Below are 13,037 nucleotides of genomic sequence, written 5' to 3'. Positions count from 1 at the left end.
CAAATCACAGAACCGCGTTAGCAGTCTAGCTATCAGTCGAAGCGACGGGCCTTCTTGAAGCCCGGCTTGCCACCGGCAGGCTTGCCTGCATACGGCTTGCCGCCTGCGGGCTTGCCCTTGAAGCCCGACGGCTTGCCGTCGAAGTCGCCACGCGGGCGGAACGGCTTGGCACCACGGTCAGGGCGGTCACCACCCTCGCGCGGTTTGAACTCGCCCCGTTCCTTCCACTCGCCACGTCCTTCAGCGCGCGGACCACGGTCCGGGCGATCACCGCGCGGGCCACGGTCGTTGTCCCCAAACGGCTTGCGCTTGAACGGCGGACGACCACCCTCACGACCGCCAAAATCACGGTCGCGGCTGCCCTTGAACATGCCCGCATGCGGCGCGTCCGACGGCGTGATGTTCGCCTCTTCGGTGTTCATCTGGGCCAGCTTCTTGAAGGCCTCGACGTGGGTGTTGGCGATCTCGAAGCGGGTTTCTTCGGGGAAGGTCTTGATCGAACCGATCTGCTGCTTGGTGATGCCACCGATGCGGCAGATCATCGGGATCAGCCATTTCGGGTCGGCATTGCGGTTGCGACCGATATCCATGCGGAACCAGCTGCAATCGTCCGACGACAGACGCTCGAACGGCGAGGCACCAGCGGCACCCTTGTCAAAGCCGTCTTCACGACGCTTGCGCTGCGGACCTTCGCCCGGATCATTGACCTCTTCCGGAGCCGGCAGGTTCTTGCGCAGCATGTTGATCACGGCCGTCGCCAGCTCTTCCGGCGAACGCTCCTTGACCATTTGTGCGATCAGATCGGCATCGTCCTCGTCCGCAGCCTGCGCGAAGATCGGTGCGGCCAGCAGGCGCTGTTCGTCCTTGGCCAAGATTTCGTCGGCGCTCGGTACACCCGACCAGACCGCCTCAACACCTGCCGAGCCCAGCAGCATTTCGGCCTTGCGGCGACGCGATTGCGGGACCAGCAGGACGGAGATGCCCTTCTTGCCCGCACGGCCGGTACGGCCCGAACGGTGCAGCATGGTGGCCTTGTTGATCGGCAGCTCGGCGTGGATCACCAGACCCAGATCCGGCAGGTCCAGACCGCGAGCCGCCACGTCGGTGGCCACGCAGACGCGGGCACGGCCGTCACGCAGCGCTTGCAGCGCCTCGTTACGCTCACGCTGGCCCATTTCACCCGACAGGGCGACCGAACCGAAGCCACGCTCCAGCAGGGCAGCCTGCAAATGGTTCACGCTGGCGCGGGTCGAGCAGAAGACCAGAACGGCCGGCGCTTCAAAATAGCGCAGCACGTTAACAACCGCGTGCTCGATCTGGTTCGGATACAGGCGCATGGCGCGGTATTCGATGTCGTTGTGCGGCTGGCTGCGGTCGACGGTGTCGATACGCACAGCATCCTTCTGGTAGCGCTTGGCCAGAATAGCGATGTCACGCGCGATGGTCGCCGAGAACAGCAGGGTGCGGCGGTCTTCCGGTGCTTGCTCGAGAATGTATTCGAGGTCTTCGCGGAAGCCCATGTCGAGCATCTCGTCGGCTTCGTCGAGCACAATGACGCGAGCAGCGGACAGGTCCAGAGCCCCGCGGTCGATATGGTCCTTCAGACGGCCCGGCGTGCCGACCACAATGTGCGTGCCAAAGCTGAGAGCGCGGGCTTCGCGACGCGAGTCCATGCCTCCGACGCAGGTGGTGATCTTGGCACCGGCTTCGCCATAGAGCCAGGTCAGCTCTGCGGCGACCTGCAAGGCAAGCTCGCGGGTCGGCGCAATGGCCAGCATTAGCGGCGCGCCAGCTTGACCAAGGGTGTCTTGACCATCGAAAAGAGTGTGTGCTGCGGCCAGACCAAAGGCGACGGTTTTACCCGAACCTGTCTGCGCCGAAACCAGTAGATCTGCATCCCCATGCCCGACTTCCAACACGGCAGCCTGAACCGAAGTCGGTTCAGCGTACCCTTTTTTGGAGAGAGCGCGGTCTAACGCAGGATGAACGGCTGGAAAGGGCATGGATATACGATCTAAATAGAACTTTGCGCGTCTTCACAAAAAAGACGCGCCCGGCCAAGGACAGTTCCTCGAGCCGGGCGAATGGGCGCTCCTATACACGAAACAAGGCGTTGATGGGGCAAAATCGACATTCACCATCTTGCTTCATTCCCCATTGAGGCAAAGCGTGGCAATCTGGCCCCACTGACAGAACCGCCGCAATCGCACAGGAGGCCACGGATGCAAGCCCTGACGATGAACACCGCTGCCATCGAAAACGCCTTCGAGCGCTTCGAGGCCGCCGCGCGCAAAACCGCTGTCGCCCCCCTGCAAAATGTCCAGACCGGATCGGTCGAAGCCGCCGCCGCCCGCACCCAGCTCTCCGCCAGCCTCACCGTCACCCGCACCGCCGATGTGATGATGGGCAGTCTGCTCGACATGAAGGCCTAAGGGCTTTCATGTGGCCCCGCAGGGCCGGATGAGGGTCGAAGGCCAACTTCGCCAAACTCCCCTTGACGCTCACCCCCAATCAATGTTCTTGATATGTTCCAATCCATCAAGAGCAAGCCCATGTCCATGAACTACGTAATGATCGGCTCCAACGATGTAGTCAGGGCGCGGGCCTATTTCGATGCCGTCCTGCCTGTGATTGGTGGTGAGGTCATTATGGACTTCATGCCCCATGGCTTCTGCTACCAGATGGGTAATGGCGGTCGCCTGTGGATCACCCAACCGTACAATCAGGAACCCGCCACCCCCGGAAACGGCAATATGGTCGGCCTTCTTTGTGATAGCGAAGAACAGGTTCAGGCCGCCCACGCGGCGGCCCTCGCCCACGGCGGCAGCAATGAAGGCGACCCCGGCCCGCGCCCGCAATATGGTCCCAACTTCTACGGGGCCTATGTCCGCGACCTCGACGGCAACAAGATGAGCTTCGTCTATTTCGGCATCACAACTTCAAGCTGAGCCGTCGCTTTAACTTGACCCTGCGTTAAATCAGGATCAGCGTTCGCCCGAATAAAAAGGTGAAGTGATGCAGCGTTTGATTTTCATCAATCTGCCCGTCCACAACCTCGCCAGATCTGTGACCTTTTACGAAAGTGTCGGCGGGCAGAAAAATCCGATGTTCTCGGACCATACAGCCGCATGCATGGTGTTTTCAGACACCATCCACGCCATGCTGTTGACCCATGAAAAATTTTCCAGCTTTACCGAGCGGGCTATTCCGGACGCGCACAAAACGGCGCAGGTGCTGATCTGCATTTCCGCCGACAGCCGCGCCGAGGTGGACCGTCTTGTCGAGGCTGCGGGCACCCATGGCGGCACCGCCGACCCCAACCATCCCGTCGAATACCCCTTTATGTATAGCCGCAGCTTTGCGGATCCGGACGGCCATATCTGGGAAGTCATGTGGATGGACCCCGCCGCCGCACCGCCCACACCAGACGCATTCGAGGGTTGAGCCATGGGCGAGCTGTTTGATCTCAAGGTCAGCCGCTTCATCCAGGCTTCACCGGAAACGGTCTGGCGCGCCTACACCCAGCATGCGCCCGAATGGTTCACTCCTCGTCCGTGGACCACACCCGAAGTCCATTACGACCTACAGCCCGGCGGACGGGCAGATGTGGTGATGCAGTCACCTGAAGGGCAGCGTCACAGCTATCGCGGTGTCGTCCTCGAAGTCATTCCCGCCCGCAAACTGGTGACAACCGGAGCCATGACCCAAGGCTGGGTGCCACAGGCGGGCGATATGAATTTCGTCCGTATCGACACCTTCGAGCGCGAGGGTGCTGGCACACGATACACTGCCGAAGCCCGCCATTGGGATGAAGACGCCATGAAGGCCCATCGCGGCATGGGCTTCGAGCAGGGCTGGGGCATGGCCGCCGATCAACTGGCCGAGGTCGCCGAACGCCTCGCAAATGAAAGTCCGGGCCTATGAGCGACAAAATCGTCACCTGTATCTGGTTCGATAAGGGACAGGCTGGACTGGCCGCCGAGTTCTATATGTCGCTGGATCTCCCCCACAGCCATATCGACAAGATCAGCAACAGCCCCACGGACAATCCCTCAACCGGCGCAGGCGAGGAACTGGTGGTCAACTTCACCCTCGCCGGTCGCGCCTTTATGGGCCTGAACGGTGGCCCGATGTTCCCGCAAACCGAAGCTGTCTCCTTCATGATCCTGACCGAGGACCAGAGCGAGACCGACCGCCTGTGGCACGCCATTATCGACAATGGCGGCCGCGCCAGTGATTGCGGCTGGTGCAAGGACCGCTGGGGCGTGAACTGGCAGATCACCCCGCGCCGTCTGATGGAGTTCTTCGATGACCCCAACCCTGCCCGTTCCAAAGCCGCCTTCGAAGCCATGATGACCATGCAGAAAATCGACATCGGTGTGATCGAGGCCGCGGCAGATGCCGCATCTTAATAGGCCGTGTCGGGTCGAGAAGGCGGAGCCTTCTGACCGCGGCCAATCAAGAATGGCCGCGGTCGTCGGCTCTGCGGGACCTCCCGACCCGACGCGGAGTTTTTGAGTGGGCCGCGGTCGTCGGCCCTACGGGACCTCCCGACCCGACGCGGCCTGAATATTTCCAAGCCTGCCCCTCACCGCGTGGCGAGCATTAGGGGGGCCAACCTCCAAAGGAGAATCCAAGATGGGTTATGTCACCGGCTTCCTCACCCCCGTTAAGTCCGAGAACAAAGAGCGTTATGTGGCCTCGGCCGAGGCCGCATGGCCGCATTTCCAGCGTTACGGGGCCACCGCCCATGTCGAGAACTGGGTCGTTGATGTCCCCGACGGCAAGGTCACCAGCTTCCCCATGGCCGTGAAACAGGAAGAGGGCGAAGTCGTCGTCTTCTCGTGGCTGGTCTGGCCCGACAAGGCCACCGCCGATAATGCATGGGCCTCGATGGAAAAAGACCCTGCCTTTGCCGATATGGACATGCCATTCGATGGCAAACGCATGATGTGGGGCGGTTTCGAAACCGTCTTCAACAACGGCGCAACCTGATCAAAAAAGAAAAAGGCGGCTCCGCAAAGAGCCGCCTTTGATCTTTATTCTTGGCCTAACAGAATGCGGCGCATATCCGCCACATCCTTAAACAGATAGGCCGGATTATGCTTGGCCAAGGCTTCGGGCAGCGTATAGCCCCATGACACGGCACCGGCCCGCATATTGATCGGCTTGGCCGCATCGATGTCGCGGATTTCGTCACCGACGCTGACTGCATCGGCCGCATCCACGCCCATGGCCTTCAGCACCTTTTTGAACTTGCTGGTCTTGCCATGCACCGACGCACCACAGTTCAGCATGTCCACTTCGATCCCTTCACGCTCCAGAACCTGACGCACAGATTCCGTCGTGTCGGAGGAAACGATCACCACCTTGATGCCCGCCGCGCGCAAATCACGCAGCAGTTCGGGGATACCGTCGAACAACTGGGTTGTCGCCGCTGCTTTCAGCTTCTCGCGGCGCGTATGGCGCACGATAGCCGGCAGTTTCCACGGGCGGACCTTCATTCTGGTCATCACCTGACGGGCCGACAGGCCACGCATAGCCTCGACCTCATCCGGCCCCGGCTTATAGAGGCGGAACCGTGCAATCGCATCGTCGAGGATCGACAGAAACCATCCATAGGTGTCTGCCAACGTCCCGTCGAAATCAAAGATGACCAGTTTGGGCGTCGTCATTCGCGTCCTTGAACAGGGCCAAAAAGGAGCGGTCCGTACACGGACCACCCCTAGCCTTTGCCCTGATCCGTCTTAGCTGTCGAGGAACGAACGCAGTTTACGCGAACGCGACGGGTGCTTCAGCTTGCGAAGCGCCTTGGCCTCGATCTGGCGGATACGCTCGCGCGTCACCGAAAACTGCTGGCCGACTTCTTCCAGCGTGTGGTCCGTATTCATGCCGATACCAAAGCGCATACGCAGAACACGTTCTTCCCGCGGGGTCAGCGAGGCCAGAACGCGCGTGGTGGTTTCACGCAGGTTCGATTGAATGGCCGCATCGATCGGCAGGATGGCGTTCTTGTCCTCGATGAAGTCGCCGAGGTGCGAGTCTTCCTCGTCACCGATAGGCGTTTCCAGCGAGATCGGCTCCTTGGCGATCTTGAGGACCTTGCGGACCTTCTCGAGCGGCATGGCCAGACGTTCGGCCAGTTCTTCCGGCGTCGCTTCGCGGCCGATTTCATGCAGCATCTGGCGCTGGGTGCGCACGATCTTGTTAATCGTCTCGATCATGTGCACCGGAATACGGATGGTGCGCGCCTGGTCGGCGATCGAGCGGGTGATGGCCTGACGAATCCACCAGGTCGCATAGGTCGAGAACTTATAGCCTCGACGATATTCGAACTTATCGACGGCCTTCATCAGACCGATATTGCCTTCCTGGATCAGGTCCAGGAACTGCAGGCCACGATTGGTGTATTTCTTGGCGATCGAGATAACCAGACGCAGGTTGGCCTCGACCATTTCTTTCTTGGCCTGACGGGCTTCGCGCTCGCCCTTCTGCACCATCTGCACAATGCGGCGATAGTCATCGATCGGCAGACCGGCTTCAGCAGCAATAGCGGCCACGTCACCACGGATCTTGGCGATCTGGGCAGCTTCGTTCTCGCTGAACTTGGTCCAGCGCACGCCCATTTCCTTGATCTGCTCGGACCAGTTGGGGTCAAGCTCCGAACCAAAATAGGCCTTCAGGAACTCAGGGCGCGAAATGCCATAGGTATCGGCCAGACGCAGCAGACGACCTTCCAGACCGATCAGACGCTTGTTGATGGCGTAGAGCTGCTCGACCAGCGACTCGATACGCGCATTGTTCAGCTTCATGGTCTTCAGACGGTCCGAAATGGCCGTCGTCAGGGTCTCGTAAGCCTTCTGATCCTTGGCGGCCAGAACCTCGCCCTTCAGGCGCGCCTCGACCAGCTTGTCTTGAAGCTTGCGGAAATTGCCAAAGTCAGCGGCAATCGCATCCAGCACTTCCATAACGCCGTCGCGCAGCTCGGCTTCCAGAGCCGAGATCGACATGCCGCCGCCATCGTCGAAGTCGTCATCATCCTCGTCGTCGCCTTCACCTTCCGGCTTCTCTTCCGGCTCTTGCGACGGATCGGGCTGATTATGCGGCAGGGACGATGGGTTCAGCACACCATAGGTGGCGTCCAGATCGATCACATCGCGCAGCAGGATGCGGTTGTTCGCCAGTTCCTCGCGCCACACCATGATAGCTTCAAAGGTCAGGGCGCTTTCGCACAGACCCGAGATCATGGCATCGCGACCGGCTTCGATCCGCTTGGCGATGGCGATCTCGCCCTCGCGGCTCAGCAGTTCGACCGAACCCATTTCACGCAGATACATACGCACCGGGTCATCGGTGCGGTCATATTGCGACTTGGCCGGAGCCTCGGCGACAGCCGTCTCAGCCGCATTGGCCACTTCGGTGCCCTGTGCCTCGGCCGCATCTTCCTCGGCCTCGACGACATTGACGCCCATCTCCGACAGCATGGCCAGAGTGTCTTCAATAGCGTCACCGCTGACTTCTTCGGACGGCAGAACCTTGTTCAGCTCCTCCATCGTGACATAGCCACGAGTCTTGGCCTGCTTAATGAATTTCTTGACGCCGGCATCGGTCAGATCAAGCAGCGGGCCATCGGATTGGGCCTCGTTTTCCTGCGTCTCGGTCTGCGCGCTCATTTAAAGTCTCTCTCCAGCACCTTCAGGGAGTGATCAGACCCCTGCGGTAAAAATACAACGGCTGAAACTTCTTCGCTAAGAAGAAGCATCGTCGCTCCAAATCGTTCCCGTTTTGATAGCTCGTCGCAGCGCATCGCGCTCGGCCTTCACCAATGCGAAAGCCGAGGCATCGAAGACCTTATGGGCCTCCGATTTTGCTGACGCTAACGCTTCGTCCAACGCCGCTGCGCGGGTCAGGACATCAAACGCCTGCGACCAAAGGTTGCGTGTCTCGCCGAGGGGCTTGTCTGCAGCCAGGAATGGCGCGCCGGACTTTGCCGCCGCCTTCTCGACCTCATGCATCAAGACATCGTAACCCGAACCTGCCAGATGGCGGCGCAAGGCCGCAGAGTCAAGGCTCCGACCCGAGAAACGTAGTCGTACCAGTTCTTTTGCCAGATCAGACAGGGCCGGATCGCCGAAACCATAGCGGGCAATCGCCTCCATATGGTCATCCAGGCGCTCGGGGTCCTCGATCACCCCATGCACCAGCGCCGCCGCCACAGGCTCGATCGCGCGCGACAAGGCATGCATGGCCCTCTGCCCCTCGACCGTCTGGCCCAGCAAGACATTGCGGCCTTTCCAGCGTCCACCCGCACGGTCGCCATAACCGCCGGATGCCCCTTGCGGTGCATTCGACGGGCGCGGGAACAGGCCATCGAAACGCTCGAACAGGTCGCGGCGATATTGCTCGGCCAGATCCTTGTCCGTTACCGCATTGGCCGCGGCCCGCAGACGCCCCTTGAGCCCCGCCTTGCGCTCGGGCGTATCCAGCGGCTCGGCCTCGACCTCGCGCTGGAACAAGACTGCCGAAAAGGTGCGCGTCTGGGCCATGGCCTGACGCAGGGCCGGCGCGCCCTTGTCGCGCAAGATATCGTCAGGGTCCTGCCCGCCTTCCAATAGGGCAAAGCGGAACGAACGCCCCGGCTTCAACAACGGCAAGGCCCGCTCGATGGCGCGGTACGCCGCCCGCAATCCCGGCGCATCACCATCAAAGCTCAGCACCGGCTCGGCAGATACCCGCCACAGACGCTCCATCTGTTCTTCGGTCAGGGCCGTACCCATCGGGGCCACCGCCGGAAGCCCCGCCCGATGACAGGCGATCACATCCATATAGCCTTCGACGACGATAATCCCCTGCTCGCCGCGTTTTTCCGCCCCCAGAATACGCCGCGCCTCTGGCAGACCGTAAAGCGTCGCCCCCTTGTGAAACAGCGGGCTTTCCGGACCGTTCAGATATTTGGCGCGGTCATCGGGGTTCATCGCCCGTCCGCCAAACGATACGATCCGTCCACGCGCATCATGGATGGGGAACATCAGCCGGTCGCGGAAACGGTCATAGGGCTGGCCGCCGCCTTCCGGCGAAATCAGCAAACCCGCCTCGACCAGCTCGCCGGGCTTGGCCCCGCGCTGGATCAAAGCGTTTTTCAGCCCTTCGCGGTCATTGGGCGCATAGCCCAGACCGAAGCGCTCCCACTGGTCTTCAGGCAGCCCGCGCCGTTCCAGATATTCGCGGGTATTCTTCCCCGTCTGGCGACGCAGATTGGCCGCAAACCATTTTTGCGCCAGATCCATCCAGTCGGACAGGCCCGCGCGCTTTTGCTCGCGCTCGGCGGCCTGCGGGTCTTCGGCTGGCAACTGCATACCCGCCTCGGCAGCCAGCCGCGACACTGCCTCGACAAAGCTCAGACGCTCGGTTTCCTGAAGGAAGCTGATGATGTCGCCATGCTTGCCGGAAGAGAAATCGTGAAAGAAGCCCTTGTCGTCATTCACAAAGAAGCTGGGCGATTTTTCCTTGGCAAACGGGCTGAGCCCGACGAACTCGCGGCCCTGACGCTTCAGCTTCACCGAGCGTCCAATCACATCGGACGGGCGAAGCCGTGCTTTCAGCTCTTCAATGAAGCGTTCGTCAAACCGCACGTTTTACCTCGGGAAACAGTTCCTGATCTTAGGCAAACCTGCGCGATTTAGCGACCTCAATTGCACAGGCCCCGCCCGCCAATCCTGTTAAGCTTTCGGTAAGACCTGCGGCATCTTTGCGATACCAAGCGCCTGAATCTGAACGACATTGTTCTTTACCCAGACTTATCCACAAGCCTTGTGGATCATTGTAAGCGAGCGTTCTATGTCTTTTGCCATCGCCCCCGCTGCGGTGGTTCCGGTCGGCCCCGATGCCGTTGCCGTCCCCGGTTCCCCCGCTACCGTCAACCTGACCCCGCGTGCGCTTCATGCCCGCCTGCTGTCAAACGCCGCCCTGCGTCGCCAGCGCGGCCTACAGCGCCTGAGCGAACACCGGATAGACGACGCCCACTACTGGATCGGTGCCGCCTTTGCCGCTGTCATCAAGGCCAACCAGATGCGCCCGCAGGCCCTGCCCTTACCCTAAAGACATCTTCTTAGTTGCGCGATTAGTTTCCGGCCCTGTTTTGCGGTAGAAATACCGCTTAACGATTCGTCGTTTGCGGACCGACCCCTTCGGTTCCGACGCCGGTATGCGGTAACAGGAGCAAGGCTTGGCCCGTCCCTCGCGCAAGAATATGGACGCCGATACACCCTCGGCGCGCGACCAGCTACTGGACGCCACCGGCGCCCTGATGACCGAACAGCGCACCATCGACATCTCGCTGGCCGAGATTGCCGAACGCTCGAGCCTGAACTCGGCACTGGTGAAATACTATTTCGGCTCCAAGAACGGTTTGCTGGTCGAACTGCTGCGCAAGGTGCTGGGCCCGCGCATGGCAGAACTGGAGCCGCTGATCCACGCGCCGATGGCCCCCAATGAAAAGCTGCGCATCCACATCAATGGTGTGGTGAACACCTATTTCAAATACCCGTATGTCAACCGGCTGATGCACTATCTGATGACCGAGGCCGGTCAGGAATACGGCAAGATCATCGCCGAGGAATTCGCCCGCCCTCTGGTCGACACCCAGACCGCCATCCTCAAGGAAGGCCACGCACAGGGCCTGTTCCTCGAGACCGATCCTTTGATGTTCTATTTCCATCTGGTTGGGGCCTGCGACTACCTGTTCTTTGGCCGTGCCACCCTCGATCATGTCTTTGGCGTGCAAGAGGTGACACAGGATCTGAAACGCCGTTATGTGGATCACATCTATCAAACCCTGACCAAAGGGCTCGCTCCGGCATGATCCTTACGCTTATCGCCTCGCTCAGCCTGCTCCAATCCCCGAACGAAGTCCTTGACGAGCTTCGTCTGCTCACCAGCAAGGCCACTCTCGGGCAGGCCTGCGAGGCGATCGAGCACACCACGATCAACTGGGATGTTCTTGGCCCTTTCGGCATGAGTGTGATTGAGCGCGGCGAAAACCAGGGCATCAGCAAAAGCGCGCTCAACGACGCTCAGGAACAGGGTGCCATGAACATGATGACCTACCTCGAAGAGCATTATGCAGAAGGCCGCGAAAGCGCAAACTTCCCCAAACTCATCGAAGAATGCGACACGCTGAACCGCGAATATCCGCGCTTCTACGGCCCCTTCGTCGCCGAAGACTAAGCTGCACAGAGACGCCTGAATATTAAAAGGCCCGCTGCCATCTCCCGCAGCGGGCCTTTGCGTATGCCTGTTTCAGTTCACCTTGCGCTCGCGATCACCCCAATACGGCTCACGCAGGGTACGGCGCAGGACCTTACCCGTCGCATTGCGTGGCAGGGCGGCGATGAAATCCACCGACTTGGGCAGTTTAAACCCGCCGATCCGTTCACGGGCATGGGCGATGATATCGTCCTCGCTCGCCACGGCCTCGGGCTTCAAGACCACCACAGCCTTGACCGTCTCGCCCCATTTCTCGTCCGGCACACCGATCACCGCCACCTCCAGCACCGCGGGATGGCCAAAGATCGCGTTCTCGACCTCGTTCGGATAGATGTTTTCCGCCCCCGAACAGATCATGTCGGTAAAGCGGTCTGCAATATACAGATAGCCATCCTCGTCCAGATAACCGGCATCTCCGGTCGAGAACCAGCCATCCGTATCCACTGCCTCGGCTGTTGCAGCCTCGCGCTTCCAATATCCAACCATGGTGCTGCCCGACAGGACCTGAATCTCGCCCACAGTCCCCACCGGCACGACACGGCGTTCGCCATCGACAATACGCAACTTGATACCCGGCATGGGCTTGCCCGCCCCGCGCATTCGCTTATTGCCCTGCGGATCGTGGTCCTGCGGCGGCAGATAGGCAATCGTGCCGCTGGTTTCGGTGGCCCCGTACTGCTGGCAAAAACCGCAGCCGAAGACCTCTGTCGCCTCTTTCAACAGTTCCAGCGCAATCGGCGATGCCCCGTACAAGATATAGCGCAAGCGGCTGTAATCCACTTCGCGCACACGCGGATGCAGCAACAGCATGTGCAGCGCTGTCGGCACCACAAACAGACGGTTTACCCCTGCGGCCAGTGCCTCCAGAACCTTGTCGGGCACGAATTCGGGCTGGATGATGTTTCGCACCCCGTTCAAATAGCCCATGGTCGCGGCCCCGACCCCGCCGACATGACCCAGCGGCATAGCGACCAGATTGATATCGTCGGCCTCCCAGCGCGCCCAGTCCATATCCTCCTGATCGGGGATTTCGCGACTGCCCAATATGTTGAAATGGTTGAGCATCACGCCTTTGGGCAGACCTGTCGTGCCCGATGTGTAGAGCTGCAAACAAACTTCCGACGGTTTCACATCCACCATGGGATCGCTATCGGCCGCCCCGTCGCGCCAGTCGGCAAACCGCTCATAGCCCGCCGCCCCGTCTTCCAGCGTCACCATCCGCACCTGCGGCAACAGCGCGCCGAACGTCTCCAACCGCTCGAACTGGTCCGGCGCGACAAACAGCAAACGCACCTCGCTGTCCTTAGCAATATGGGCAATCTCGGGCGGGGCCAGCCGCCAGATCGTCGGCACCATGACCGCCCCTATCTTGGCCGCCCCGAAATACAGCTCGAAGAACTCGTCGCTGCCCTTGCCCGCAAAAGCGATCCTCTCGCCCTTTTGGACCCCCGCCGCGATCAGGGCATTGGCGACACGGTTGGAACGCCTGTCCAACTCCGCCCAGCTTGTCTCGCGCCCTTCATAGACGCTGGCCATCCTGTCGGGCCGCATCCGTCCGTAATAGCGAGGAATATCCCCCAGCGTCGACATGGCATCATAATCGATATCGGCCATGACATGATCCACTTGCCCCATGGGCACCCCTCCCGGTTGCAGCTCTCTTCGGAGCCTCATCGCCATTAACTGCTTAATTAAATTATTTTAGCAACTCCCGTTATCCATTCACTGCAGAGCAAATAAAAAGGCCCGCTGCGATTTCCCGCAGCGGGCCT

14 protein-coding genes are annotated in these 13,037 nt (G+C 60.5%); 9 read left to right on the top strand and 5 right to left on the bottom strand.

Annotated features, from left to right (window positions below):
- Positions 1-32 precede the first annotated feature (32 nt).
- Entirely contained in the window at positions 33-2,003 is a 1,971-nt protein-coding gene (locus WEU32_RS03375) for a DEAD/DEAH box helicase (RefSeq protein ID WP_312135175.1), read from the bottom strand.
- 219 nt (positions 2,004-2,222) lie between these two features.
- Here WEU32_RS03375 and WEU32_RS03370 point away from each other — a divergent pair, with 219 nt between their 5' ends.
- From WEU32_RS03370 to WEU32_RS03345, 6 genes are all read left to right on the top strand, one after another.
- Positions 2,223-2,432: a flagellar hook protein FlgE gene (locus WEU32_RS03370; protein ID WP_312815497.1), complete on the top strand. Its 210-nt coding sequence runs from the start codon at positions 2,223-2,225 to the stop codon at positions 2,430-2,432.
- Between the two features lie 120 nt (positions 2,433-2,552).
- On the top strand, positions 2,553-2,948 hold the full coding sequence (locus WEU32_RS03365) for a VOC family protein (protein ID WP_406852862.1): 396 nt from the start codon (positions 2,553-2,555) through the stop codon (positions 2,946-2,948).
- A gap of 67 nt (positions 2,949-3,015) precedes the next feature.
- Positions 3,016-3,444, top strand: a complete 429-nt coding sequence (locus WEU32_RS03360) for a VOC family protein (RefSeq protein WP_406852861.1) — start codon at positions 3,016-3,018, stop codon at positions 3,442-3,444.
- 3 nt (positions 3,445-3,447) lie between these two features.
- On the top strand, positions 3,448-3,924 hold the full coding sequence (locus WEU32_RS03355) for an SRPBCC domain-containing protein (protein ID WP_406852860.1): 477 nt from the start codon (positions 3,448-3,450) through the stop codon (positions 3,922-3,924).
- Positions 3,921-4,412, top strand: a complete 492-nt coding sequence (locus WEU32_RS03350) for a VOC family protein (RefSeq protein WP_312815490.1) — start codon at positions 3,921-3,923, stop codon at positions 4,410-4,412. The genes WEU32_RS03355 and WEU32_RS03350 overlap by 4 nt, the downstream gene beginning before the upstream one ends.
- Positions 4,413-4,638: 226 nt before the next feature.
- Positions 4,639-4,995, top strand: a complete 357-nt coding sequence (locus WEU32_RS03345; protein ID WP_406852859.1) for a DUF1428 domain-containing protein — start codon at positions 4,639-4,641, stop codon at positions 4,993-4,995.
- Positions 4,996-5,039: 44 nt separating this feature from the next.
- On the opposite strand, the gene WEU32_RS03340 is transcribed toward WEU32_RS03345, so the two are convergent.
- The 3 genes from WEU32_RS03340 to dnaG all read right to left on the bottom strand — a co-directional run bounded on the left by WEU32_RS03340 (position 5,040) and on the right by dnaG (position 9,632).
- The gene (locus WEU32_RS03340; protein WP_312135165.1) at positions 5,040-5,675 is read right to left on the bottom strand and encodes an HAD-IA family hydrolase; all 636 of its coding nucleotides are present in this window, start codon (positions 5,673-5,675) and stop codon (positions 5,040-5,042) included.
- 72 nt (positions 5,676-5,747) lie between these two features.
- Positions 5,748-7,673 carry an RNA polymerase sigma factor RpoD gene (gene rpoD / locus WEU32_RS03335; RefSeq protein ID WP_312815488.1) on the bottom strand — a complete coding sequence of 642 codons (1,926 nt, stop codon included), beginning with the start codon at positions 7,671-7,673 and terminating at the stop codon, positions 5,748-5,750.
- 75 nt (positions 7,674-7,748) lie between these two features.
- Positions 7,749-9,632 (bottom strand): DNA primase, encoded by a 1,884-nt coding sequence (dnaG, locus tag WEU32_RS03330; RefSeq protein WP_406852858.1) that lies wholly within the window; start codon positions 9,630-9,632, stop codon positions 7,749-7,751.
- 205 nt (positions 9,633-9,837) lie between these two features.
- On the opposite strand from dnaG, the gene WEU32_RS03325 reads away from it, so the two are divergent.
- From WEU32_RS03325 to WEU32_RS03315, 3 genes are all read left to right on the top strand, one after another.
- A complete protein-coding gene (locus WEU32_RS03325) occupies positions 9,838-10,098 on the top strand; it encodes a hypothetical protein (protein ID WP_312135159.1) in 261 nt (86 codons plus the stop codon).
- 127 nt (positions 10,099-10,225) lie between these two features.
- Positions 10,226-10,861, top strand: coding sequence for a hypothetical protein (locus WEU32_RS03320; RefSeq protein ID WP_312135157.1), 636 nt, complete (start codon positions 10,226-10,228; stop codon positions 10,859-10,861).
- Positions 10,858-11,226, top strand: coding sequence for a hypothetical protein (locus WEU32_RS03315; protein WP_406852857.1), 369 nt, complete (start codon positions 10,858-10,860; stop codon positions 11,224-11,226). The genes WEU32_RS03320 and WEU32_RS03315 overlap by 4 nt, the downstream gene beginning before the upstream one ends.
- Positions 11,227-11,298: 72 nt before the next feature.
- On the opposite strand, the gene WEU32_RS03310 is transcribed toward WEU32_RS03315, so the two are convergent.
- Entirely contained in the window at positions 11,299-12,900 is a 1,602-nt protein-coding gene (locus WEU32_RS03310) for a fatty acid--CoA ligase (RefSeq protein ID WP_406852856.1), read from the bottom strand.
- Positions 12,901-13,037: the final 137 nt, after the last annotated feature.

This window comes from Brevundimonas sp. BH3 (genome assembly GCF_045345115.1).
In the GTDB taxonomy this organism is placed as follows: Bacteria; Pseudomonadota; Alphaproteobacteria; order Caulobacterales; family Caulobacteraceae; genus Brevundimonas.
The sequence above is the reverse complement of the archived record's forward strand: the minus strand, read 5'-3'. Positions and strand labels throughout refer to the sequence as shown.

Bases quoted from the DNA above. Each gene is read 5' to 3' on its own strand.
- WEU32_RS03375 (WP_312135175.1), bottom strand. From the start codon at position 2,003: ATGCCCTTTCCAGCCGTTCATCCTGCGTTAGACCGCGCTCTCTCCAAA.
- WEU32_RS03370 (WP_312815497.1), top strand. From the start codon at position 2,223: ATGCAAGCCCTGACGATGAACACCGCTGCCATCGAAAACGCCTTCGAG.
- WEU32_RS03365 (WP_406852862.1), top strand. From the start codon at position 2,553: ATGTCCATGAACTACGTAATGATCGGCTCCAACGATGTAGTCAGGGCG.
- WEU32_RS03360 (WP_406852861.1), top strand. From the start codon at position 3,016: ATGCAGCGTTTGATTTTCATCAATCTGCCCGTCCACAACCTCGCCAGA.
- WEU32_RS03355 (WP_406852860.1), top strand. From the start codon at position 3,448: ATGGGCGAGCTGTTTGATCTCAAGGTCAGCCGCTTCATCCAGGCTTCA.
- WEU32_RS03350 (WP_312815490.1), top strand. From the start codon at position 3,921: ATGAGCGACAAAATCGTCACCTGTATCTGGTTCGATAAGGGACAGGCT.
- WEU32_RS03345 (WP_406852859.1), top strand. From the start codon at position 4,639: ATGGGTTATGTCACCGGCTTCCTCACCCCCGTTAAGTCCGAGAACAAA.
- WEU32_RS03340 (WP_312135165.1), bottom strand. From the start codon at position 5,675: ATGACGACGCCCAAACTGGTCATCTTTGATTTCGACGGGACGTTGGCA.
- rpoD (WP_312815488.1), bottom strand. From the start codon at position 7,673: ATGAGCGCGCAGACCGAGACGCAGGAAAACGAGGCCCAATCCGATGGC.
- WEU32_RS03325 (WP_312135159.1), top strand. From the start codon at position 9,838: ATGTCTTTTGCCATCGCCCCCGCTGCGGTGGTTCCGGTCGGCCCCGAT.
- WEU32_RS03315 (WP_406852857.1), top strand. From the start codon at position 10,858: ATGATCCTTACGCTTATCGCCTCGCTCAGCCTGCTCCAATCCCCGAAC.
- WEU32_RS03310 (WP_406852856.1), bottom strand. From the start codon at position 12,900: ATGGGGCAAGTGGATCATGTCATGGCCGATATCGATTATGATGCCATG.